General features: G+C 33.1%; 13 protein-coding genes. 10 read left to right on the forward strand and 3 right to left on the reverse strand.

Annotated elements, in window-relative coordinates; genetic code table 11:
* Positions 1-36: 36 nt before the first annotated feature.
* Positions 37-1,188 (reverse strand): TlpA disulfide reductase family protein, encoded by a 1,152-nt coding sequence (locus tag ES677_RS01245; RefSeq protein ID WP_148368577.1) that lies wholly within the window; start codon positions 1,186-1,188, stop codon positions 37-39.
* A 112-nt stretch (positions 1,189-1,300) separates the two neighbouring features.
* Between ES677_RS01245 and mnmE the strand changes: the two genes are divergently transcribed.
* The 8 genes from mnmE to ES677_RS01285 all read left to right on the forward strand — a co-directional run bounded on the left by mnmE (position 1,301) and on the right by ES677_RS01285 (position 7,958).
* Positions 1,301-2,692, forward strand: a complete 1,392-nt coding sequence (gene mnmE / locus ES677_RS01250) for a tRNA uridine-5-carboxymethylaminomethyl(34) synthesis GTPase MnmE (RefSeq protein WP_148380185.1) — start codon at positions 1,301-1,303, stop codon at positions 2,690-2,692.
* Between the two features lie 221 nt (positions 2,693-2,913).
* The gene (locus ES677_RS01255) at positions 2,914-3,474 is read left to right on the forward strand and encodes a helix-turn-helix transcriptional regulator (protein WP_148380186.1); all 561 of its coding nucleotides are present in this window, start codon (positions 2,914-2,916) and stop codon (positions 3,472-3,474) included.
* A gap of 1 nt (position 3,475) precedes the next feature.
* Entirely contained in the window at positions 3,476-4,615 is a 1,140-nt protein-coding gene (locus ES677_RS01260) for a tyrosine-type recombinase/integrase (protein WP_148380187.1), read from the forward strand.
* The gene (locus ES677_RS01265; RefSeq protein WP_148380188.1) at positions 4,605-5,546 is read left to right on the forward strand and encodes a hypothetical protein; all 942 of its coding nucleotides are present in this window, start codon (positions 4,605-4,607) and stop codon (positions 5,544-5,546) included. Before ES677_RS01260 ends, ES677_RS01265 begins: the two co-directional genes overlap by 11 nt.
* A 175-nt stretch (positions 5,547-5,721) precedes the next feature.
* Positions 5,722-6,051, forward strand: coding sequence for a helix-turn-helix domain-containing protein (locus ES677_RS01270; protein WP_148380189.1), 330 nt, complete (start codon positions 5,722-5,724; stop codon positions 6,049-6,051).
* Between the two features lie 28 nt (positions 6,052-6,079).
* The gene (locus ES677_RS01275; protein ID WP_148380190.1) at positions 6,080-6,502 is read left to right on the forward strand and encodes a SprT family zinc-dependent metalloprotease; all 423 of its coding nucleotides are present in this window, start codon (positions 6,080-6,082) and stop codon (positions 6,500-6,502) included.
* Between the two features lie 3 nt (positions 6,503-6,505).
* A complete protein-coding gene (locus tag ES677_RS01280; protein WP_148380191.1) occupies positions 6,506-7,222 on the forward strand; it encodes a hypothetical protein in 717 nt (238 codons plus the stop codon).
* A 7-nt stretch (positions 7,223-7,229) separates the two neighbouring features.
* Positions 7,230-7,958 (forward strand): P-loop NTPase family protein, encoded by a 729-nt coding sequence (locus ES677_RS01285; RefSeq protein WP_148380192.1) that lies wholly within the window; start codon positions 7,230-7,232, stop codon positions 7,956-7,958.
* Positions 7,959-8,448: 490 nt separating this feature from the next.
* Here ES677_RS01285 and ES677_RS15585 read toward each other — a convergent pair whose 3' ends face one another.
* The gene (locus ES677_RS15585; RefSeq protein WP_246124306.1) at positions 8,449-8,976 is read right to left on the reverse strand and encodes a transposase; all 528 of its coding nucleotides are present in this window, start codon (positions 8,974-8,976) and stop codon (positions 8,449-8,451) included.
* Between the two features lie 116 nt (positions 8,977-9,092).
* Entirely contained in the window at positions 9,093-9,179 is an 87-nt protein-coding gene (locus ES677_RS15835; RefSeq protein ID WP_317130599.1) for a DUF4372 domain-containing protein, read from the reverse strand.
* A 596-nt stretch (positions 9,180-9,775) separates the two neighbouring features.
* On the opposite strand from ES677_RS15835, the gene ES677_RS01295 reads away from it, so the two are divergent.
* Both ES677_RS01295 and ES677_RS01300 read left to right on the forward strand, forming a co-directional pair.
* Entirely contained in the window at positions 9,776-12,445 is a 2,670-nt protein-coding gene (locus tag ES677_RS01295) for a T9SS type A sorting domain-containing protein (RefSeq protein WP_148380193.1), read from the forward strand.
* 14 nt (positions 12,446-12,459) lie between these two features.
* Positions 12,460-22,890 (forward strand): SpvB/TcaC N-terminal domain-containing protein, encoded by a 10,431-nt coding sequence (locus tag ES677_RS01300; protein WP_148380194.1) that lies wholly within the window; start codon positions 12,460-12,462, stop codon positions 22,888-22,890.
* Positions 22,891-22,894 lie beyond the last annotated feature (4 nt).

Genomic DNA, 22,894 nt, shown 5'->3' on the forward strand with positions numbered 1-22,894 from the left:
TGTAGGCTTTTTTATGTTATAGCGAGCGTTATTCTCTTAGCTTTTTGGCTGTAATAATTCAGCGACTTTATCTTCTAACTGCTGACCTCTTAAATTTCTTGCAATTATAATTCCGTTTTCGTCTAAAATAACGGTGGCAGGAATAGAGCGTACACCATATTGTACGGCGATACGTTCTTTCCAACCTTCTAAGTTAGACACCTGTGGCCACGTTAATTTATCATCTTCAATCGCTTTTATCCAACGGTCTTTTTGAGACGCTTTATCTAGTGATACGCCAATAATTTCTAGACCTTTACTATTGTATTTGTTATACATTTTAACCACATTAGGATTTTCTACGCGACACGGTTTGCACCACGACGCCCAAAAATCGATAACCGTCACTTTCGCTTTTATATCGCTAAGAGCAATCGCACTTCCTTCGGGTGTAAACCCTGAGAAATCTGGAGCTTTACTACCCACATTAATTGCGCCTGTAGATTTAGGAGCTACAGTTTTTGCTGCGTTGTTTTTAGTGATAGTTGCTTTTGCATTCTTAACCGCTTCAGAATTTTTAACACTTTCAGATAAGGCCTCATAAAGCGTATTAAATTCAGATTCTTCAACTTTATTTGTTTTTGCCAAACGTTCCAAAGTGATTCCCGAAATTATAGCGTCAGTATTCTTTTTAATAAACGTTTTATCGTTTTTAACAGCTTCAACCATTAAACTATCGTAAGACTGTTTAACAGCTTCCATACCTTCTGTGTTATTAGCTACTTGGGCCGTTTTATAGCGATCGCGTAACTTGTTATTAAAATTTCTTAGAGTTAAGTTGCTTTTATTATATGCAGCAACATAATCATTTTGTTTACTTCCTGTAATTTTAGAACTTTGTAAACTATCCTTATAAACTTCTAAAGTCATCTCTTCATTTTCAAGAATTATAGGAATCACACCATTAAGGGTTTCAATAGTAATATAATAACCATTAGCAGCATCTACACTTCCTACAAACTTGAATGCACCATCTTTAATGACAGCGGTATCTATTACCTTATTCTGAATACCATAAACCGAATGTATTTTCGCAATTTCATCGTTTAGAGCCGAATCGATAGAGGCATTAATTTCGTAGCTTGTATTTTGTTTTTCACAAGAAAAGCCTAAGAGAACAAGGCTTAAAAGCGCTATTTTTTTTATCATAATGGTGTTGAATTTAAATTTAAAATCAAATATAACAGATAAAATGTAGAGGACTAAAATTTTGGCAAAACCTTTTGAGTTTTATCTCTTTTCAATTTAGTATTTTTGCACTATGATGTATAACGATACTATTGTCGCTCTAGCTACCGCTTCTGGTGCTGGGGCAGTTGCTATTATTCGCGTTTCGGGTGTGGATGCTATTACTATTTCAGATTCTTGTTTTAGATCTGTAACCGCAAATAAATCCCTTAAAAAACAGAAAACGCACACACTTCACTTGGGGCATATTATAGATGATAAACGCACTATTGATGAAGTTTTGGTTTCTATTTTTAAAAATCCGAAATCGTATACAGGTGAAGATATAGTCGAAATTTCGTGTCACGGTTCTATTTATATTCAGCAAGAAATTATTCAGTTATTGCTTCGGAAAGGTTGCCGTATGGCCGATCCGGGAGAGTTCACCTTGCGTGCTTTTTTAAATGGTAAATTAGATTTAAGTCAGGCAGAAGCTGTAGCCGATTTAATTTCTAGTGATAATGAGGCCTCTCATCAAGTGGCTATGCAACAAATGCGTGGTGGTTTTTCGAGTGAAATAGCCAAACTGCGTAAAGAACTTTTGGATTTTGCCTCGCTTATTGAGTTAGAACTCGATTTTGCTGAAGAAGATGTAGAGTTTGCCGATCGCTCGGAGTTTAAGGCATTGGTAAAACGAATCGGGATGGTGTTACGTCGTTTAATAGATTCTTTTGCTGTGGGGAACGTTATTAAAAACGGAATTCCAGTAGCTATTGTGGGAGAACCCAATGTGGGGAAGTCTACGTTGCTAAATGTTTTGCTGAATGAAGAACGCGCGATTGTTAGTGAAATTGCAGGTACTACGAGAGATACTATTGAAGATGAATTGGTAATAAATGGTATAGGCTTTAGATTTATAGATACTGCGGGAATTAGAGAAACAAAAGATGTTGTTGAAAGTATAGGGATCAAGAAAACCTTCGAGAAGATGGAGCAGGCGCAAGTGGTTGTTTTATTGTTTTCGGCGATTGAATTTAAAACGGAAGCGGCCCGATTAAAAGTAGAAATTGAGAAAATTAAAAACCGATTACCCTTAAAACCGATGGTGATTATAGCTAATAAAGTCGATACCCTAAATGCTGAAGAAATAGAGCGTTTACATACTGAATTTGAAGATGTTCATTTGTTATCTGCCAAAACCGGAGAAGGAGTAGACGCTTTAAAAGACAAACTAATTGGTTTTGTAAACACAGGTGCTTTAAGAAATAATGAAACGATTGTAACTAATACGCGTCACTATTCTTCTTTATTAAATGCTTTTGAAGAGATTGAAAAAGTGAAATACGGATTGGAAAACGGTGTTTCTGGCGATCTTTTAGCTATCGATATCCGTGAAGCTTTATTCCATTTTGGCGAAATTACAGGACACGTTACTAACGATGAGTTGCTAGGAAATATTTTTGCTAATTTCTGTATTGGAAAGTAAACACACATAATACTACATAACAAAACACACAAAACCCTTATAAAATAAGGGTTTTTTTATACTCTTGTTTTTAATATTTTGTGTTTTAGGTGCATTTTTCAGTGTTTTTTGTACCTATACTGTACCTCGTTTTAATATATTTGTAAAAACGATGTTTTGGGGGCAAATCATGGCGCTTAAAGACCCTTAAAACACCTTAGAGACACTTAAATTATCTTAAAATGAGTTCGAATATAAGCATTGAAAAAGTATGTCAGCATTGTAATTTTGTGTTCGTAGCGAAGACCACAAAAACGAAATATTGTTCGTTAAAATGTTCTTCAAAGGCTTATAAAATAAGGGTTCGAGAAGCTAAGGTGGGTATTGCGAAAAAAGAAACTGAAAAGAAAATAGAAGCGCAAAACGGAAGTGTGATTAGTCTGGATTCTAAGGTTTTTCTAAAGGTGAGTGAAGCGGCCAAATTACTGAGCTGTTCGACACGTACAATTTATAGGTTAATTCAAGAAGGAACTTTGTGTGCGAATAACTTAGGAGAGCGCATTACACGCATTAAAAGAAGCGAGCTAGATAAAGTGCTATTAAAGGAAGAAAATGAGAGAGTGTTACCTGTAGTGTTTAATAAGAATGATTATTATACAGTTTCAGAACTCTTAGAAAAATATAAGTACTCCAAATCTTCAATCTATCAAATTCTAAAACGAAATAAGGTCGAGAAAATTCAAAAGCATAAACACGTATTTATTTTGAAAGAAGAAGCAGATAATTTACTAAACCACATCTAATATGATTAATGTAACCTTAAGACAGAAAAAAATAGCTAATGGTAAGTTAAGTCTGTATTTAGATTTCTATCCAGAGATCGTAGATCCTAGAACAGGTAAATCTACACGGCGCGAGTTTCTGAAGCTTAAAATTCACGAATTGCCTTTAAACGAAATGGAGAAGGCACACAATAAAGAGACTATTCAATTTGCAGAACTTATTAGGTCTAAGCGATTACTTCAGTTAAGAGATCGAGAGTATGGTTTTAAAGAAAATATCAATTTAGACGTTAACTTTATAAGTTTTTTTGAGTTAATCGCAGAAGAGGCTTTAAATAAAACAACTCATAAAAATTATTTAGTTTGGATGGCCGCTATGAAGTATTTTCAGACTAAATATGGCAGTACTTTAAAAACTAGAGAGATTAATAAAGAACATTTACGAGACTTTAGATCGTTTTTATTAAGTACAAATAACTTAAGATCGAAAATCAAGAAACCATTATCGGTTAATACTGCTGCTACTTACTACAAGAAATTTATGTTTGTTTTAAAAGAAGCTTACAAAAGAAAACTGTTGGATGAAAACTTGGCGGAATTTGCAGAATACATTAAGGAGAGGCAAACGTTCAGAGAGTATTTAGATGAAGCCGAGTTAAAAACGCTTTGGAATACACCTATTAAAATAGAATCTGTAAAACACATGGCACTGTTTTCAGCCTTAAGTGGTTTAAGATTTGTAGATATTTCTGCTTTAGAATGGGCAAGTATTTATAATGATAAACATCAAGGCTCTTATATTAAACTTCACGAAAAGAAAACGAATAACATTAGTAATTTGCCACTGTCTGATGCCGCTATGCGTATTTTAAAGTTGCAAGGCACTACCTCTGGAAAAGTATTTCCTGAAATGGAATATTCTAGAATCGTTAAACCAATTCAAGAGTGGATAAAATTATCAGGAATAAATAAAAAGATTTCATTCCATAATTTTCGCCACAGCTTCGCAACTTTACAATTAGCAAATGGCACGGATATTTATACCGTATCGAAATTATTAGGACATAAGAATGTCTCAACCACTCAAATTTACACCAAGGTTATGGATAGAAATAAAGTAGAAGCAGTTAACAGAATAAATTTAGATTTAGATGGATTATAGAGAAGTGTATTTTAAATACGAAAAGGAAACAGCAAAAGAGATGAAACAGCACATCGTCTCAATTTTTAAAGCTAAAGATCCTCGAATTGTATACACTAAAATTGAGGAAGAGATTAGTAATGGTTATTATTCGAAAAAAATTGAAGACTATAGAACATACTTAGAGACGAAGGAACCTGAAGTATGGAATGCTTTTTTAAAAGGATATGAAGATTATAATAATTATCCCCACATAGAGTTTTTTAATACGGTTATGGAACTAGAGATCGAAGGCCTAATTGTAAATTACGAAAAAGAAAAAAAGCAGAAACTTTTCGAAGCAATATGTAAGCATCACATTATTCGAAAAAACATCGGTTGGTTTAGGGTACATAGATCCTATTTTGAACTGGTTAGAGATACTAAGATGTATGAGAATATTGACTTTTTAAATATAGAAGGGAGGACTCTTAATACTACTAAAGAGTTTTATGAAATGTATAAAGTGAAACACCCTGATTCTGAAATTGAATCTGGAGGTATGGTAATTACTTTGGATGATTCTAATTTAAAACAAAGTAAAAAAGTTACTTCACAGAAACCATCGGACGGAAACCCTTTCACAGACGAAGAAAAACTTATTCTTAGAGGTGTCTTTTTTAGAGTGATAAACAAGGAGTTTAAGTATAGTGAGCGAGATCAAATGAGGATCAGTTTACATAACTTTAATAAAATGATTTCCATTTTAGGTTCTTTGGAAGATGAAATTGAGTTGACAGGTAAATCAAATTCTTCCTCTAAACAGTATTCAACTTCATTAAAAATTTATGATCAATATTCCGATCGAACAAGGAGTGATAAAATAGATGTTATAATTTCAAAATTCAAAGTGTTTAATATTTCAGTAATAAATTCAGCATTAAAAACATATAAACACACAGGTAAAATATAAAACCGTTTCTAATTTTCAATGATATATATGCCTTGTAATTGTTGTTTTCATAGATTAAAACTTTGGTTATGAGGCTTTTGAATGATTTGCTTAGAATTCTAAGCAAATTCTAAGAGAAGACCTTACGTGCTTAAAGCTACATAGTATTGCATAATAATTATTAAAATAATTTATTATGTCAGAAAAAGTATTTATCCTCACCGAAGGGTTACTAGACCAACTAGTAGAAAAATTAACGATTAAAATTGTAAACGAGTCCCAGAATCAAAAAAGTGATTCTGAAGAGTTGTTAGGCATGAACGAAGCCTCTCAATTAATTAAATTAACTAAGCCTACGCTTTATGGCTTAGTCCACCGAAAGAAAATACCTTTTTGTAAAAAAGGAAAAAAACTGTATTTCTATAAATCCGAATTACTTGAATGGATAAATTCAGGTAGAGCTTCTACAAAAAAGGATTTAGAAGAGCGTGCGAACGCGTATATTTTAAAGAATTCTAACTTTTAAGCGTTACTCTAACGTTTAAATAACGCTTATGGATACATACAAGTATACCTGTGGATATTGTAGTAAAGACTACAAGCCACGCAGACGTAGAGTTCAAAAATACTGTTCAGCCAGTTGCAGAGTTGGTGCTTTCAAGCTTAAAAACAAAAAAAGTAAGCTGCAAGTAACAGAAACGCTTGCTAAAGAAAGCTCTAACAGATCACCAGTTAAAATAGAACATCCATCAATGGCTGGTGTTGCAAATGCAGCTTTAGGTAGTGCAGCAGTTGGCGCTTTAACTAAGCTTTTGACTAAGCCTGAAAACAAACCCGCAACAAAGGGCGATATTGATAGGATAGTTTCCTTAATACAGAATAGATATTTACCTATTCTTAATTTACAGCTCGGAACTAATGCTTCTAAACCGCATTATGATATTGTGACCAAGAAAGTAATTTATCTTAATAGTTAATATATGAATTTAGGATTTATAAAATTAGACAGAGCTATTCTCAATTGGGAGTGGTACGAAGATCCAAATGTATTTAAGGTAATAATACATTGTTTACTGAAAGCCAATTTCACTACAAAAAAGTGGAAAGGATATACGATAAAGAAAGGGCAGTTTGTAACCTCTAACGATAAGTTATCCAATCAAACAGGGTTAACAGTAAGTCAGACTAGAACAGCGCTAGGAAAGTTAAAAGACAGCGGATATATTAAGGTTAATGCTAATTCAAAGTTTACGGTTATTACAGTAAGCCCAGAGTTTAATGACTATTTGAATATTGAATCAGAATCGCAAACAGATAACGCTAAAAAAACCAACAACGGTGATGGCTTAGGGAGAGAGAAGCCTAAGTGCTCGCAAGCAAATAGTAAGCCATTAGCGAGCAAGGCACAAACCAATAGCCTTCCAGTAACAACAACTAAGAATGCTAAAGAACTAAAGAATGTAAAAAAGGAAAATAAAGAGAGAATTAAACGTGAAATATTTCAGCTATCTCAATATCCAGAAAATAATTTAAAACGGTTTTATGAGTATTATACAGAAGAGAATAAAGGAGGTGCTATGAGATTTGAGTCTTATGAATTTTGGAATACCGAAGCACGAGTAAAAAAATGGATGGCTAACGAAAGGCATTCGAAAACGAATTTTAAAGCGGAGTCTGAATTGCAAACTAATAGATAAAGGTATTATGATGAGACAAAATAAAACGCAAAATTTCGAGCAGATATACAAGGCTATGTCTAATCCCGAGAATCATACAGCGGAAAATGCGAAAAAGAATGCCAATGCACCCACTAAAGCCGAACTGTGGAAGGTTTTCACAAAAGTTTTTTACCAGAAAAATGGAAAGGAATTTCTTAAAAATGAACAGACTTTAAATAATTTAGAAGTTTTGTTTTACTATTTTCTAAACGATCCTAAGTTTTTTGAATGCAAAAACTTGGTAACCCATTTAAATGAACCAAATTTTAATAAAGGCTTGCTAATAATAGGTGGCGTAGGAACTGGCAAAACTGTTTATCTTAAAGCTTTTGAAACCGTGTTTAAACACTATACACCATTGCGGTTTAAAGGATACAGTTCAAAATTACTTACTAGCGACTATGAAAAGTGTTCAAACGCAATGGAAAAAGATTACTTTTTTAAAGATTTAAACAGGAAACGTCTTTTTATAGATGATATTGGATCAGAAAAAAATGCTAGTAATTATGGGATAGTGGATGTAGTCGGGAATATTTTATCCAATAGATACGATAACAAACAGATTACCTATGCAACTATGAATTTTATATCATCATCTCATAGCGTTGAGGAAACCTTACGAGGTTTAGGAGAGCGCTATGGGCATCGCGTTTACGATAGATTATTCGAAATGTTTAATATCGTAGTATTTACAGGGCAAAGCTTAAGAAAATAAGTCGCCCTGTCCTTGCACAATTAAAGCAAAATAATAAAACCAACAGTCTACTACACAAATTTGGTTTTAACTACGCTATTCTTTCTAACACTCCACAATAGTCATAATCTAGTAAACCTCAGTTCTTGAAGGTTTATTTAAGACACTATCCTGTCTTATATAAATTCTAGGCACACTAAATTTAATCATTTTAGTGGCTTAATCGTTTATTTTTCTATTTATTCAAAAAGGAATTCCTTGTAAGTTTTGATCTGGCGGGGCTACTCTTTTGCAAAGGAGTTATCTAACCATATGTTGAGCTCTACTTTGACAAATAGATTAAGCCTTATCAAGGCTATTAAATTTGATAAATACCAAGCATGCTTTGCTTGATTTTTCAGTGCTTTTGGTATAGGTAGAGTTATCAATGCCGTCCATATCTGTATCATTACCACATTTCGACTTGTACCAATAAAATATTTAACCTCCCGTCTAGCCTTAAATAGTTCGCTTATTGTATTTGCTGTCCAAGACATCTGGTTTGTAATGACCTGGATGATCTGTTAGTTTTTATCATCCCACAGGGCAACTCTGGGCAGCTTTTTAGTGTGTTTTTGTTTAGTCTCCTCCCTGTAAGCGCAATAATTTCATCTTTTAGGACGAGCTGATTTATATTCCATGGTAGTTCTAATTCTTTTAGAGTTTCAAATTTTATGTTATCCTTATGTCGTACTACAAAATAAACACCGTTAGTGTTCCATACATTTGAGAGTGAAAAATCATTATAAAACCTAACGGCAACTATAACGCTTCCTTTTAAAAGAGGTACGTCATAAGCGCCTTTGTTATCTGCTGTTTTACCATCTGTAATGTTTACATAAGCTGGTAAATGCCCGTCATAATCAAGCAGAGTATGCATTTTTGCTACTCCTTTCTTGGTTTTATATTTTGCCCAATCAAGTAGGCTAAGACAAAGACTTAACGTTGTGGCATCGAGCAGGAATATTTTTGATTTTATCTTAAATTTTGAACGCTTCATATAAGCCTGCTGTCTTAAACTTTCTAGCAAAATATATAGTAGTCTTTAAAAAGCTCCTAATTTCTGTTTTGATTATGATAGCCTATTGTTGATTTTGATGGCGCTTTACTCATCGTTTAATGATTAAGATTCCCTGTTGTAAAACGTAAATCTTTAATAATATCCCGAAGCGATTGGCTTCTTGAAAATTGATAAAACAGCATTGTGACCGAGTGAGACAAGCTATTAAAGACTTTTAGTGTCTATCAGTTTGTCAAGTTTTAACTAGTTTGTTAAGTTTAGAAATGTCTAGTTTTTAAATTATTTGAGAAAATAGAGTTGCATTAACCATAAGAGGAAGGATTTTATTCTACAACTCAAAAATATTTGAGATACTTGACTTTATCCTCTTGCTTTTTACAACCTTTAGGACGCTATTGGTTAAAAACTTAAAATTATTATCCCCTAAAAGATATAAATAATGCTTACATAATTTGAATTATTTACTAATACTTAAATTGCTGTCACTACTTTATAATTTTTAGGATTACAGAGTGTATAAATAGTTAGTTAGATAGGTCCTAAAATAACTCTAATTTATGACGTGTTCTTTAAAATAATTTAAATCGATATGTAATTGTCTGCATTTCAACGAAATAATAGAGTTTTTGTTGTTAGTTAAAAATAAATAGCATTTATTTAAATTCTGATAACCACTTATTATTTAAATAATGTTGTTTTTTTTTATTAAAATGAGATTCTATTTTTATTGTCTTAATCTTTTAATAATTAAATATTTTTTTAACATAAAAACTAACTTATGAGGATTACATTTTTGTTTTTAATGAGTTTTATTTTTTCTCACACTTCTATAAAGGCACAAAATTACCCAGGAGGTGTAACTGGAGCCGAAGTTTGGTATATGGGAGATTGGGAAGATATTAACAATAGTGAGTTTGTTAATTCCGCTCAAACCGATATTAAAATAAAAAGGTGTGGAGAGCATTTTGAAAAAGGGTTATTTAATTTTAATCCTTCTATTTTTTCAGAGAAGCTTTGTTTAGAATATAGAGCACCTTTAGAAAACTCTACAGGCAGAAATGCCTTTTTTGTAGGAGAGCCTTATGAGCAAGAGTTGTCGTTTTCGCACTTGGCAACATTTTGGAGATCAGACTTTATACAAAACGATTCTATAATTAGAAATTTTATAGACCTAAATAACGAAAATGTTTTTTCGGATAGGTTATATGCAAATTATTCTAGTGATAAAAATGCAAATTTAAATTTTTACCATACCAACAACTACAATATTGATAAAAAATTTAAAAGTTATGGACAAGAAGGAGAAACATCGTTTTTCATTGGTAAACCAAAGGTAATAATTCTAGACGAAAATTACGAGGATAGTTTTTTTCGAGGTCGTTTTCCTGAATTTTTGTCTTTTCCTAGAGAGTTAAGTGACAATGAACGTAATAGGGTTGAAAGCTATTTGGCTCTTAAATATGGTCTAACCCTGAATAATGAAACATCTTATTTAAACTCTAAAAACTTGATTTTTTGGGATAAGTCAAATAATGACTTATTTGCTAATCGAATTTTTGGTTTTGGTAAAGATCTTACCTCTGGATTAAATCAATTACAAAGTGAAAGCACGCATTTAAAAAACCACTTAATTTCTGCTATAGATGAAATTTCAGAAACCAATATGGAGAAACAAACAACTATAAATTTAGATGATAATCATTTTCTTGTTTTTGGCGATAATAAAGGGGAACCTTTTTTTATCAAAGAGAATTCCAATAGAATTGCATTTTGGGAAAAAGTTTGGTTAGCTCAGCGTACAGGTAAAAATATGGATACCTCACCCATTCACTTCAAATTATTTTTAACTAGTGAGGTAAAAGCATATTTGCAATCACGACCAGATAATGTGTTATGGTTAATGCAAGATAAATTTATAGGTAATGATGAAGTGTCAGATTTTAATAATCAAAATGTAGAGTATTACGTAGGGAACGTAAATTTGGAAGAAGGATTCGCTTATTTTACAGATATATATTTCGATTCAGATTTTAGTATTTACGATCAATTCACTTTTGGATCTGGACCAGAGATGATTGTTCAAGCACAAGTGAAGGGTTGTAAAAGTGATAAATTAGAAGTGGTTCTTGATATAACTGGAGGTAAACCTTATTATCATATTGTTGTAGAATATCCAGATGGAACTGATGAGTACGATACATCTGAAAATTCTTTTACTTTTCTAGGAGAAGTGGGAGTTACATATCATATAACTGTATATGACGAACAAGGGGTGGTCTCACAAGTAGATATCACTGCCCAGGGATGGGATTTTTCGTTAGATCTAGGCCCTGATCAATATTTGAATGCTTCTCAAACTGAGATTGTGCTAGATGCGAGCCAAGGTATAGAAGATCCAGACGCTACTTACGCATGGTATTTAGATGGCATTTTATTAAATGAAACTGGAAGTTCAATAATTGTTACAGATATGGGTACTTATGAAGTAATAGTTAATAGTGGAGATCTTTCATGTTCTGTCTCTGATAGAATCGAAGTTATAAATAGGGGCTTTACTGCATCTGTCTCAATTATTCAAGGTTGTGGTAATGAGTATAATAATGGTATTAATATATCCATTAATGGTGGTGTGCCACCATTCACGACTGTAATTCAATCAAACCAAAGTAGCACCAATTATGTTCATAATAATTCAATACTTATATCTGATTTAGCTAATGAGTTATACTCAATTACGATAACTGATTCAGAAGGGGCTAATTATATGGAAAGTATCGAATTTTTCATTCAGAATTTTGAGCTTGATTTGATTACCCAAATAGAATATATGACTAATGCCTCAATATATTATCCAGGTGACTTCGGCTATCCTAACAATCAGTATAACTATCCTCATATTAGTACAGGGGAAGATTATACATTAGATGCTAGTCTTTTAATTTCTGGCCAAAATGTCGAGTATAAATGGACAATTAATGACATCCTAATTAGTGAACAACCGATTATTTCATTTAGTTCTGATAATGGAAATTATTGTACTCAAGTTCCCTATACTTCAAACTTTCATCCTATTGTAACAGTTGAGGTTTTTGATAGTGCCTCAGGTTGCTTTCTAACTGAATCTTTTAGTTTTAAAGGGTATTGTCCAAATAATAATTATGATATTCCGCAATCGCTAAATGAAATAAAAGATTTAATTTCCTTAAAGACTAAAGTATACCCAAATCCCTCAGAACCAAATACTACTTTCTCATATCAATTAATAGGTTCTGAACAGTTTGATGGTACTGTAGAAATCTTCACAGTAACGGGAGCAAGACTTTATAGTCTTGAGATCACTGGAGATTCAAATTACACACTTCCTTTTAATTTACAATCTGCAGGAATGTACGTAATTAGAACAAGCTCTTCTTTAGGAGTGAAAATAGATAAAGTAATAATAGAATAAATAGCCTTAATTTTATGCCAACTAACCATTTTCAAACAATTAAAAAATCATATTTTACTGCAACTCTATTAACTAGCCTGCTTAGTAATATTATAGTTTTTGGTCAACCTATTCAGCAAATATCTCAGAGTGTTAACAGACTAGAAGTTATTAAGTTATCAAATTATGGTTATACTGATAATTACAACAGTAGTTTATCAGAAAAAACTTATAAAGAACCTTTTACCACTAGTGACAATATAGATACAACCAGTTATAAAACTAAACGCACAAAATCTAAAGAAAAGACTTTAGTTAATAAAAATAATACAACGGTGTTTTATGCTTTGGAAGAACAAGCGATTATTGGTATTTCTTCTAATGGTCGAGAAAATCCTAAGGATAATTTCTTTACCATTTCGTTACCTGATACTTTAAATATAAATAATTATGATGTCGTTTTAACCTATAATGTATTTGGTGTAGAGGGGGCTCAGCATACAACCAAAAGTATAAATAATAGTCCAGTATATGGAGGGCAGGCTGTAAAATTAAATAAAGATTGGACACTAGTTGAAGAATACATTCCAGCCCAATATTTAAAGAATGGTAAAAACGAAATATTTTTTAACAGAAGAGCAGATAAAAACTATTTATATAAGGTAAAAAATTTAAGTATAAAATTTGTTAAAAAAAGGATTGGAACCTTTTTTTTAACTCAAAAGAGACTTACTAATTTTAACGGAAAATTACATTTACTTGGGTATGTTACTAATAACATAAATGAAATAGAAGTGTTAGGTAAAATGATTGCTGTTAAAAATGGTGTTTTTGAATATGTTTTTGATACTGTACCTAATAATTTTAAAACATTAAAAATTAATTACGGAAAGTACAATCAATTACAAGAAGAGTTTACATTAGATTATAGTCAAGAGTCTATTAATTTGGTGCTTTCAAATACACTTGCGAACCAAATTACCAGTGTTAATAATGATGCTATGCAGAATACTTTAACTCTCGATGCTTTAACATTAGAAGATGTTTCCAAAGTGTCCAAACTTACAGAAAATATGTTGGGAATTGAGGGGCTTAGATTTGAGGAACTAAGACCTTTAAATAGTGATGTTAGCAATGTAACTTCTGGTAAATTTTTAGGTTATAGAGTAAAAACAATTAAGAAAAAGGAAAGTAGCTCTTTTAAGGTTTATTTAAAATACGACGAGACTAAAATTCCTGATGGCTATAGCGGTAAGGATGTTAGAACCTTCTCCTTTGATAAGAAAAAAAGAGAATGGATTGCTTTACCCGTCGATAGTTTAGATTATGAAAGTAAAACAATTATTTCTAATTATAATGGAGATACTGATTATATAAACGGTGTAATTAAAGTACCAGAAATGGCTGAAACATCAAGTTTTGTTCCTACTACAATTAGCGACATGAAATATGCAGATCCTAGCGCTGGAATAGTTAGTATTTCTCCACCAAGTCCAAATCCTAATGGTATAGCGTCCACTAGTTTTCCAATAAAATTACCAACAGGAAGAAATGGTATGATGCCAAGTTTAAGCGTTAACTACAACAGTGAGGCCAGTAATGGCTGGATGGGTGTTGGATGGAACCTCCAATTACCGTCTATTACGCTTGACACGCGTTGGGGAACGCCACGTTTTGATTCCGTGAATGAATCGGAAATTTATCAATTAAATGGAGAAACATTAGTTCAAAAAGTTAATGGTGATTACACAAATCCACATCGATATCCAAGTGATATATTCAGAAATCAAAATGAGTCAAAGATTTTTTACTTAAGAAAAGAAGGGAGTTTTTATAAAATTGTTCGTCTTGGAACAACTACTCAAGATTATAAATGGGAAGTTACGGACAAGTATGGAAACAAGAGTTTTTATGGAACAACTACTAACACTGTTATTCGTGATGCTACTTTAAGTTCAGGAAATATAACCCATTGGGCTTTATACAAAACACAAGACCCTTACGGAAATTATGTTATTTATCAATACGATAAAGGAATGGCAAATACTCAGGAAACAAATGGAGTTACTGCCCAGTATTTCTACCCTAAAACCATTAAATACACATTAAAAGGGAGTTCTAATCCTAATTATTATCAAATAGATTTCCTAAGAAAAAATTACACGCTTGGTTCTAGTGCTATTATAAACCGTACAGATGTTGCCTTGAGTGCACGAAATGGTGTTATGATGGCAGAACACGAATTGCTTACAGAAATCAAGATTAAGTATTACGATGGTCTATCCAAGCCTATTCGAAGCTACCGTTTTGATTATATAGAATCTGCATTTAAAAAAATGCAGCTAAGTAAGATTTCAGAATATGACGCAGCTGGAAATCATTTTTACTCAAATACTATGGAGTATTATGATGAGGTTGGAAATGGTCAGCTTATTAATACAGGGTCTGTTAATTGGAATGGTAGTTCAGATAACCTAGGCTCACCTCTTTTAGATTTAGCTCCAGGTGGTACTGCAATACCTAATGGTTCTGCTCTAGGAACAGGAACAACTAGTGGCGATTCTTATGGCTTAAGGTTTGGTATCGGCTTGGGAACAGGAGTCACTAGTGTAAGAAATACATTAGGCGGTTCTAATAATTATAGTCAAGCTAAAGAAAAAACAAGAATTAGTTTTTTAGATATTAATGGAGATGGCCTTCCAGATAAAGTATATAAGCCCGATTCAGGTGGATTAAAATATTTACCAAATTTAGGAGTTATAAATGGTCAAGGAAGTTTTGGTTCATCACTTCCTGTTGGCTGGAATAATTTAGATGAAACTAAATCTAAAACAAATACTAAGGGTATAGATGCAAATCTTTTTGGGCTAGTTGGTGCTGGAAGAAATTGGAATAAAACGCGTACTGAAACAGATGGCTATTTTACGGATTTTAATGGCGATGGTCTTCCGGATATAATAACAGGAGGTTCAGTGAGGTTTAACAGAACGTCACCGTGGTCTACACCTACAAGCATAAGTTTTAATGCTAATGTAAACACTACTGAAAATCCAATTACATCAGGAGCAATAAATACAGCTTTAATTAATAATCTTGATTTAGAAACAAAAGAAGAACTTAGAGAAGAACATTCTCAGTTTGACCATGTAAAAGTTTGGACAGCACCTTATACAGGAACCATTAATATTCAAGGAGTAGCTAAACTAATCGCGAAAAACAATTGTGGTAACTCCAGTGAACCTAATCAATTTAAATTAACAATAGAACGTGCTTCTAATGGACAAAATACTGGTACTACAAATCAAATTTCAAGTAGTTTTCTCTCTAATGTTAATCAAACAAAATCATATAATATTTCTCAAAGTGTTATAAAGGGAGATTTGTTATTTTTTAGAATGCATAATGAAGTTTATGGATGCGGTGGTGAATTAGACTGGAATCCTATCGTAACCTATACCCCTTTAATTAATATTCCGAATACAACTAATGAGCAAAGTAAACACTATAGTGTATTTAAAGCTCATGAGGATTATATGATGAATAATGGAGGAAGTTGGTCTCCAGATAAAGAAGATAATAGTATTTCTATTAATTGGAACTTACCAAGCTTCACTCAATATCAGTTTTCAGACAATATAACGTTTAAAATTGAAAAAGTTAGAAGAAGACATATTACAAGTGGCACAAATGAAGGCGAAGTCGATCAAGAGTTATCCTGGGTATGGAGTAAAACTTACAATCATCAAAACGGAAGTACCGCTTTTACTTCTTTACCTTCCAATTTTTATAGCACATCAAATCAGTTTGTTAATAATGGGTTATATAGTTATGAATACCGATTATATGTAGAGAGCGATTCTAATGTGCAATGGGATCTAATAAATTGGCAACCAATTATTACTGGTGGTTCATCGGGACAACACTATGCGCCAGTTAGCTATATTGCATATGATAGTAATGTGAATCAAAGTAACTATCAAATTTATGGTAATAGTTTTCCAAATCCAAACATAGATCCTACTATTCCAAATGATGAGAATAATCCTTTACTTCAAATAAACCATAATATGTTTGACGTTGATTATAGTCAGTTTATAACCAATATAGAAGATGTACAGTTTCCAGTTAAAATTAACTGGGTAGTGAAAGAAGAAATAAGCTCTATATCAAGAGTGTTACACAAGCGTACATTTTATTTACATAAAATAGACTGTTTTGACCCTCCATTACAGCCAGATTTTTGCACCTATAAATTCCGTGTTTCAAGCACTCCAACGAGTTCAGAAATAGTTCCTAGTAATTCATTTTATAAACCTTACTTTCAATATGATATTACTAAAGAAAAGGTACAAGAACTTAAAAATTCATCAGGTAAACTATATGCTTCTTTTTATTTAGAACATCCAGAATTTGGACAAAATAATAGTGCAGAGATTAGCATATCATTACATCCAAATGTGACAAATAACTCATTTACAACCAAAATATTAAATAAGCCATTCTTTTCTAAATCACCTACTTTCTATGGATGGACTTACCGTGGTTGGGGACAGTTTTTATATAATGGAGGACTAAAATTCCAGTATGATAATGAAGGTAATATTATATATAACACACCTTCTACTTTATTTGATGGAGCTATAGATATGTCCGTTTTTGACTACAATGCAAATCTTGATGATTTACAAAACGATATTGATAATGCTGATCCGAGTAATATGGATTTAAATGATACTACAATACGTTATACTTTTTACACTCAAGATAATGAAACAAATAGCTATAAAAATATTGCCATTAAAAACAATGCAGATATACCAGTAAAATTTGGATTTAATAATAGTAATCAATTAACTACTTTATTAGGACGTTTTGCAGAACATAATATCTATGATTTATGGACTGACCCAGCTACACTTATAAATGGCAGTGCATTTGCGGGGTTAAAACAGCGTTCAATATCGAAAGGTAAATCTACTTCAGGTAATGTTGGTATTGGATCTGTAGGAGCTTCGGGGACAAAAAGTGAGGCATCTTCAAAAATATTGAATCAATATTTAGACCTTAATGGAGACCGTTATCCAGATATAGTTACAAACGGTAACATACAATTTACTAGTATGAGAGGTGGATTATCTAGCGAAATTATTGTTAATAATTTTGTGTCTGGAGCAAAAAGTAAAGACGAAACAGTTGGAGTAACAGTTTCTGGAGCCGCTCCAAATTCAACAGCTTCAGATAATATGAATACGACTAATGCTACTAAGACTAATGTAAATTCTGGAATTAATACGAGTAATGGTAATTCTTATGATAGTAAACAATGGAGTGATATAAATGGAGATGGTCTCACAGATAAAATCACCATTTATAAAACCGAAATAAGAGTACAACTTAACACAGGATATGGTTTTGGAAACGAAGTAGTTTGGGGTTCTGGTTACAATGACTTGTATGTAAGTACAAGGAATAACATTGGTGTCGGAGGAGGAATAAGTGGTAGTTCTTGGGCTGCTGGTTTTGGTGCAGCAGAAAGCAATGCTAAACTCAATGCAGCATTAATTGATGTAAATGCCGATGGGCTTCCAGATCTTGTAGAGGAAGCAGGCTCTAATTATAAATTTTATCTTAATAATGGCACTAGTTTTGAATCTACTGCGATCCAAACATTTCATAATGCTTCTATAGATAAAAGTACTTCATTTACAGGTAATATTTATGGCACAGGAACTTATGGGTTTTTTATATCTCTATGGATTTTGACTATTAAATTTACATTTACACCAACCGCAGGTGTAAATGCTGGCGTTAATGAGAAAAGAATTACAGTACAAGATATAAATGGTGATGGGCTTCCAGATGTACTTCAAAAGGGAAGTGATAACGGAGATGTTATAGCAAAACTTAACAAAGTAGGAAAAACCAATTTACTTAAAACAGTAAACACTCCTTTGGGTGGTAGTTGGACTATTAATTACAATCGAGAAGGAAACACCTATAATATGCCTCATAATAAGTGGGTGCTTAAGGAAATAGCAACCGATGATAATTTCATTGCCGATTCTAATTTTGCTCCTAACATTTCTAAAGCTGGTATAAGTTATGAAAACCCTAAATACGACCGAAGAGATCGTGAGTTTTTAGGATTTGGTGAGGTGCGTGTAGATCAGAAAGATGTATTAAATAACGATGCTACTTATCGCTATTCTGTGACAGAATATCATAACGAAAACATTTATTTAAAAGGATTAGCAAAACGCACAGCTACTTATAAAGGTGATGGAGAAGTTTTAACGGAGTCTACAACTTTATATAATATAATGGATCCCGACCAACCAATTATAAACTTAAACGCTTCAGAAGCTAACAATTATCTACAAGGTAATGTAAATGTGTCAGATTTAGATAAATCGCGTTTATTTGTGGCGCCTGTTAAAACAGTATCTACAACTTATGAAGAAGGCATAGGACTTAGTGTAGAACAACATTTTAGTGAATATGATAGTATCGGAAATTTATTGATTTATAAAAATCTTGGTAATCAATATGCTAACGGTGTTAATACTGCCGCTTATTATACAGAGTTGGAATATGCTAGTGACAGTGAATTCACTAATTTAGATAACTGCACAGGTCTTGTTAAAAGTATTAGGGTTTACGACCAGATTACTAGCCAGTTATTAAGAGAAAGAGAAGCCGTATATAATAATAAAGGAAAGTTAAACACCATTAAAACTAAGCTTAATATAAATGATACTAATACCGTTGTTTTAAATTATGATAGTTACGGTAATGTAGAAAAGACTATTTTACAAGGTGGTTTTGAAACGAATATAACATACGACACAGCGTTACATACTTACCCAATACAAGTTAAAAACCCGTTTAATGAAATAGCTACATCTAGTTATAATTACTTGTTTGGTGTCCCAACTTTAATAACAGACGCTAATGCTAAAAAAATGCGTTCGCGGTATGATAATAGAGGGCGACTTGTAGAAGTAACAGCTCCCAATGAAATGCCAAATGGTTGGACTATTAAAATGCAATACGAAAACGAGACTAGTAATCCAACTTTTAATGGTAATGGTTACGCTATAGCGCAAGGTAGTTTTAGTCCTAGCGACTTACCTTTAGGAGAGTCTAAACACCATGCGATTACTCGCAATTATACGCAAGGAGCTTTTAATACTGAATTATTAACAGTGAGTTTAGTAGATGGATTAGGAAAAGCTATTCAGCTTAAAAAAGCACTATACACCAATCCTAATAATGGAGCAGGTCAATTAAAATGGCTGATTAGTGGTAAGGAGCAAAAAGATGCTTTTGGTCGTACAACAGCAGCCTATTTGCCTACCGTACAATCATCATTATATCCTAACAACCCAGAAGATTACATTGATGACTTCTACAATTCTATTGGCCCAATCACTATGGATTACGATATTAAAGATCGTATTACAACCACAACTCAACCAGGAGGAATGACTTCCACAATGGATTATAGTATTACAGATGGAATGCTAATAACATTAAACACGAACTACAACGGCCAAAGTACCCAGACCTTTGAAAACCATACCGACGTGCTGGGCAGACAGCGTAAAACAGTGCAAAATGGAGATTTAACTACTAAGTTTTACTTTAATACGGTTGGAGAAAAGATAAAAGTTAAAAATCACCAAGGTTATGAAACGTTTTATAAATATGATTTAGCTGGACGACGTTTAGAAGAACGTCACCCAGATAGAGGGGTTACAACTTTTAAATATGATGTATTAAGTAATCTTGTAGAACGCTCAACCTCTAATATTTTAGCCAATGGGGGGCAGCAAGCTATATCCTATCAATACAATTTTAATAGGCTTACTGCTATAAACTACCCTTTTAACGAAGAAAACAATGTAACCTATACGTATGGAGCTTATGGAGATCAAGACGCACAGGCATTAAATACGGTAGGTAGGCTATATATGCAAAAGGACGCGTCTGGTGTACAAGGTTTTGGTTATGATAATTTAGGCAATCTAAATAACCACCTTAGAGGGGTTGCTGTAGCAGGAAGGCATACGTTTTGGTTTTATACACAATGGGTGTACGATAGCAATAACCGCATAAAACAAATTACTTATCCCGACAATGAGACTCTAAGGTATAACTATAACTCCGGCGGGAGTTTGCAAAATGTTGAACGATCTATTCCTGGTGTACCTAATGCGTCCTCCCATATTATATCAGAAATTAAGTACAACGACTTAGGCGAGCGTACCCAAATTACCTATGGTAATGGCACTAAGACTTTTTATGAATACGATAATAGGAGAAGATTAGAAGACCTTAAACATCAATTTAATGGGGTGGAACTAAACAACCAATATACTTACGATGGACTTAGTAATATTACTGGAATTTCTACTGAAAATAGCACGTTAAATCCAGGGCAATTGGGAGGTCCTGTTAGCCATACCTATAAGTACGATAAGTATAATAGACTTGTAACAGCAAGTGGTCGTTATACTGGGCCAAACGATTTATCACCTTCTTTTCTAGCCCAAGAGTACACTCTAGAAATGAAATACGATTTAGCTCATAATATTACACAAAAAAAGCAAACACATATTCAAGGAGTGGTAACAGGTTATGGTGAGCCTATTAATAATCCTGAAACTATGGTTAAAACCAATTATCATTTAGAATATGAAGAATATGCTACAGGTGTAAATATAACACCGACACAAGATGGCGAGTTTGGGTATGTACAACCGCATGCTCCACGAAGTATAATTGAAACCCCTTCGGAAAACGGAATCCCTGCCACAGACCCTAGCTATAAGAAAAAAATTATAGAATACGATGCAAACGGTAATCAGGAACTTATAAAACAGGTTGTTGTAGAAAACACGGGGCAAATCCCCGCTTATGAAGGTGTTGTGGAACAGATAGAAACCATATTAAGAAAAAATGTATGGGATGAAGAGAATAGACTACGCGCTGTAGATTTAAATCCAGAAGATAAGAGCGCCCATCCATTATCTGTTTATACTTACGATGCTAGCGGGCAAAGAGTAGTGCGCTATGTTCCTAGCCGCGCAGATGTGCGAAGCAATGCGAACAATGTTTCTAAAAACGAAATCGACGAGGTAATGTTGTATCCTAGTGCATTAGTAACAGCAAAAGCACTAAGTAAACCCGGGGTTGTTCCTAATCGAGGCGATTTGGTTAGTAATTACACAAAACACTATTATGTAGGTTCACAGCGAATAAGTAGTACATTAGGTACAATGAAAGATTTAGGCCTATACCCTATAATGCGTTCTTCTTGGTTTCAATCAATTAGAGATAGTGCTAATGCAAGTGTTTTAAGTGCATATTCAGGATTATACGATTCATATACTCAATTAGAACAAGGCGGTAATTTTAACACTCCAAATTCAGGAGGGCAAGAGGGGGATTTAGCGAAGCCTTATGTTCACATACCAGAAAAATACGATGCCTATTGGTACCATAGTGACCATTTAGGAAGTTCTTCGTATATTACAAACACAAACGGAGTAGTAAGCCAACACATAGAGTATATGCCATTTGGAGAAACCTTAGTAGACGAGCACCAAAATAGTTATAACAGCCCATTTAAATTTAACGGTAAAGAGTTAGATGAAGAAACAGGGAATTATTATTATGGTGCACGATATTACGATCCAAAATGGAGTGTGTGGTTGAGTGTGGATCCCTTGGCGGAGAGTATGCCAAGTTGGTCGCCTTACAATTATACTTTTAACAATCCTGTTCGTTTTACTGACCCAACTGGGATGGCACCTGAAATGCCATTGGATGATTATGGTATAGATAAAAACGGAAAAATTACTTTTTTAAGAGCTACAAATGATACTACTGATAAATTAATATCCTTAGATTCCAATGGAGCTGAAACTGATACATCAATTGAAGTTGACAAAGGGGTTTTAAATAAGAAATATTCACAAAATGGGAAAGATTCAGATGGGAATTGGTTTTCTTATGATATATTAAAAGTAAGAGGAGATTCCAAAGCAAGTAGCTTATTTGAGTTTGCAGCTGACAATACAGATGTAGAATGGAGTCAAACACAACTTGGAGAAGCTGGCAAAAAGGGTTTAAATTACTTAACTACTTCTCACGATAAGGCAACCGAAAAAGGGGTGGCACAGATGATTAATACGCAGTTTCATAATGGTTATACGATAAGAGGGCATATACATAATCATCCTGGAAATACACCATACCCATCAGGTTTAAATGATGGAACTGGTGATACTGGCTTTGCTACATCAGTAACAAACTGGTATAATAATAAATATCCAGGAAGAACAACGCCAAATTATAAAATTTACACATCTGGAAATGGTAGTTATATTAACTATAATAAGAATTCAACTATGACTGATTTTATAACAATCCAACTTCCAGAGGTAATTATTAAAAACTAAGTGA

Source organism: Bizionia gelidisalsuginis (assembly GCF_008086185.1).
Classification (GTDB): domain Bacteria; phylum Bacteroidota; class Bacteroidia; order Flavobacteriales; family Flavobacteriaceae; genus Bizionia; species Bizionia saleffrena.

Coding starts and splice junctions, on each gene's coding strand:
- ES677_RS01285 (WP_148380192.1), top strand. CDS start 7,230: ATGATGAGACAAAATAAAACGCAAAATTTCGAGCAGATATACAAGGCT.
- ES677_RS01255 (WP_148380186.1), top strand. CDS start 2,914: ATGAGTTCGAATATAAGCATTGAAAAAGTATGTCAGCATTGTAATTTT.
- ES677_RS01280 (WP_148380191.1), top strand. CDS start 6,506: ATGAATTTAGGATTTATAAAATTAGACAGAGCTATTCTCAATTGGGAG.
- ES677_RS01245 (WP_148368577.1), bottom strand. CDS start 1,188: ATGATAAAAAAAATAGCGCTTTTAAGCCTTGTTCTCTTAGGCTTTTCT.
- mnmE (WP_148380185.1), top strand. CDS start 1,301: ATGATGTATAACGATACTATTGTCGCTCTAGCTACCGCTTCTGGTGCT.
- ES677_RS01275 (WP_148380190.1), top strand. CDS start 6,080: ATGGATACATACAAGTATACCTGTGGATATTGTAGTAAAGACTACAAG.
- ES677_RS01265 (WP_148380188.1), top strand. CDS start 4,605: ATGGATTATAGAGAAGTGTATTTTAAATACGAAAAGGAAACAGCAAAA.
- ES677_RS01300 (WP_148380194.1), top strand. CDS start 12,460: ATGCCAACTAACCATTTTCAAACAATTAAAAAATCATATTTTACTGCA.
- ES677_RS01260 (WP_148380187.1), top strand. CDS start 3,476: ATGATTAATGTAACCTTAAGACAGAAAAAAATAGCTAATGGTAAGTTA.
- ES677_RS01295 (WP_148380193.1), top strand. CDS start 9,776: ATGAGGATTACATTTTTGTTTTTAATGAGTTTTATTTTTTCTCACACT.
- ES677_RS15585 (WP_246124306.1), bottom strand. CDS start 8,976: ATGAAGCGTTCAAAATTTAAGATAAAATCAAAAATATTCCTGCTCGAT.
- ES677_RS01270 (WP_148380189.1), top strand. CDS start 5,722: ATGTCAGAAAAAGTATTTATCCTCACCGAAGGGTTACTAGACCAACTA.
- ES677_RS15835 (WP_317130599.1), bottom strand. CDS start 9,179: ATGCTGTTTTATCAATTTTCAAGAAGCCAATCGCTTCGGGATATTATT.